General features: G+C 66.9%; 2 protein-coding genes. One reads left to right on the top strand and one right to left on the bottom strand.

The features are described from left to right. The first annotated feature begins 26 nt into the window (after positions 1-26). A complete protein-coding gene (locus H4N64_RS44025) occupies positions 27-1,103 on the top strand; it encodes an IS630 family transposase (protein WP_186288238.1) in 1,077 nt (358 codons plus the stop codon). On the opposite strand, the gene H4N64_RS44020 is transcribed toward H4N64_RS44025, so the two are convergent. Next, positions 1,100-1,600 carry a hypothetical protein gene (locus H4N64_RS44020; RefSeq protein ID WP_186288237.1) on the bottom strand — a complete coding sequence of 167 codons (501 nt, stop codon included), beginning with the start codon at positions 1,598-1,600 and terminating at the stop codon, positions 1,100-1,102. The genes H4N64_RS44025 and H4N64_RS44020 overlap by 4 nt on opposite strands. Positions 1,601-2,061 lie beyond the last annotated feature (461 nt).

The following is a 2,061-nucleotide window of genomic DNA, read 5'->3' as shown; positions in this document are numbered from 1 at the left end:
CGTCAGTTCCTCGTCGTGGCCCGAAGCTGGAGCCGTTGCTGCTGTCCGCTGTTGAGCGGGCAGTGTTGGAACGGTGGACGCGTCGGGCCACATCGGCCCAGTCCCTGGCCCTGCGGGCACGGATTGTGCTGGCGTGCGCGGGGCCGGAGGTACCACCGATCGTGACTGTCGCCCGAGATCTGCGGGTGAGTGCGGACACGGTCCGCAAGTGGCGACGACGGTTCCTCGCGGACCGGCTGGACGGGCTGGTGGACGAGCCCCGGCCGGGCCGGCCGCCCACCATCAGCGTCGATCAGGTGGAGGCGGTCGTGGTCACCACGCTGGAGGAAATCCCGAAGAACGCCACCCACTGGTCGCGCAAGTCGATGGCCGAGCACAGTGGCCTGTCGAAGTCCACCGTGGGTCGGATCTGGCGGAAGTTCCAGCTCAAGCCGCATCTGACGGATCCGTTCAAGCTGTCGACGGACCCGCTGTTCGTGGAGAAGGTCTATGACGTCGTCGGGCTGTACTTCAACCCGCCGGAGGGCGCCGTGGTGCTCTCGGTGGACGAGAAGTCCCAGATCCAGGCCCTGGACCGGTCCCAGCCGGTGCTGCCGATAATGCCGGGCATGCCCGAGCGCCGGACCCATGACTACGTACGCAACGGCCTGACCACCTTGTTCGCGGCGTTCGACGTCGCTACCGGCGAGGTCATCAGCGCCCTGCACCGCCGGCACCGGGCAGCGGAGTTCAAGAAGTTCCTGATCAGGATCGACAAGGAAGTTCCCGCACATCTGCAGATCCACTTGATCTGCGATAACTACGGCACCCACAAGACCCCCGCGATCAGGACGTGGCTGGCCAAACACCCCCGGTTCCACATGCACTTCACCCCGACCGGCTCCTCCTGGATCAACCAGGTCGAGCGGTGGTTCGGCTTCCTGGCCGACCAGAAGATCCGTCGTGGCGCACACAAGAACGTTCAGGCCCTCGAAGCCGACATCCGCGCATGGGTCAAGGGCTGGAACGAAGACCCCAAGCCGTTCATCTGGACCAAGACAGCTGAAGAAATCCTCGACTCCCTCGCTCACTTCTGCAGACGGATCTCTGGCGCAGGACGCTAGACGCAGACCTGCCAGCCATGCCCGGCCGTGACCTCGTCGGCCGTGATTCCGAGAGGCAGCGTCTCCGTGTGCCGGCCGTCGGCCCGCACGACCTCGGCCCGCAAAATGCCGGCAGTGCGTCCGTCGAGCTCCACGCCATAGATCGTGCGGGTCGCGTCACCGGCCTCGATGACGCGAACCCTTCTCACGACGAGGCGCTCGTCACCACAGGAGAGGGACCGAACGGTCTCTCTGTTGGCCGCGATGATGAGCCCGTACGCACTCTGGGCGCTGTACACATCCCCTTCGTGGAGACGGTTCAGCGCCGGCGCGGGGCTGATGACGTCGTCGGGCTTCGGCGAACACGATGACGCGCTGGCCGTCCCGGCGTAGAACACGGAGCAGTAGCGCGCGTCGGTCGTCGTCCAGAAGAACACCGTGCCCTTGGCCCCCACGCTCACCAGACTCAAGCCCGCACGGTCGGGGGCGTCGTCACCCTTGGCGATCTCGCCGAGCACACTCTGACGGTGCCGCTCCACTTGCGCCTGCCGCGACTTCTGCGACGGCGAGGCGGGAGCCTGCCGCTGCGGCGATGCGGACTTGCTGTCGCGAGGCTCGGCGGAGCGCGCACCTCCCGCACACGAAGCGAGCGCGGCCGAAGCGATCACGGCCACAGCCGCCGCAGCGACCCCCGCCCAAAGACGTCCCATCACGCCAACCTCCACCCGGCCCCGGCCCCGTAAATCCAGGTCAGCTTACGGTCGCGGGCCGCTAGGCGGAGAGGCAGAGAGGGGTACGCAGCGTTGGGGGATACACAGCGTTGGAGGAGAACGCGGCATTGCTGCGATACGCAGCAGGGCAGCACGCGATGCGCGGGTACCGCCCTCCCGCGCCCGAAGTGCGCGAGTCCTACCGGCAGAGGAAATCTTCGACTCCCTCGCTCACTTCTGCCGACGGATCTCTGGCGCAGGACACTAGC

The organism is Streptomyces cupreus (genome assembly GCF_014257025.1).
GTDB classification, from domain to species: domain Bacteria; phylum Actinomycetota; class Actinomycetes; order Streptomycetales; family Streptomycetaceae; genus Streptomyces; species Streptomyces cupreus.
This window is presented reverse-complemented; position numbering and strand designations above follow the sequence as displayed.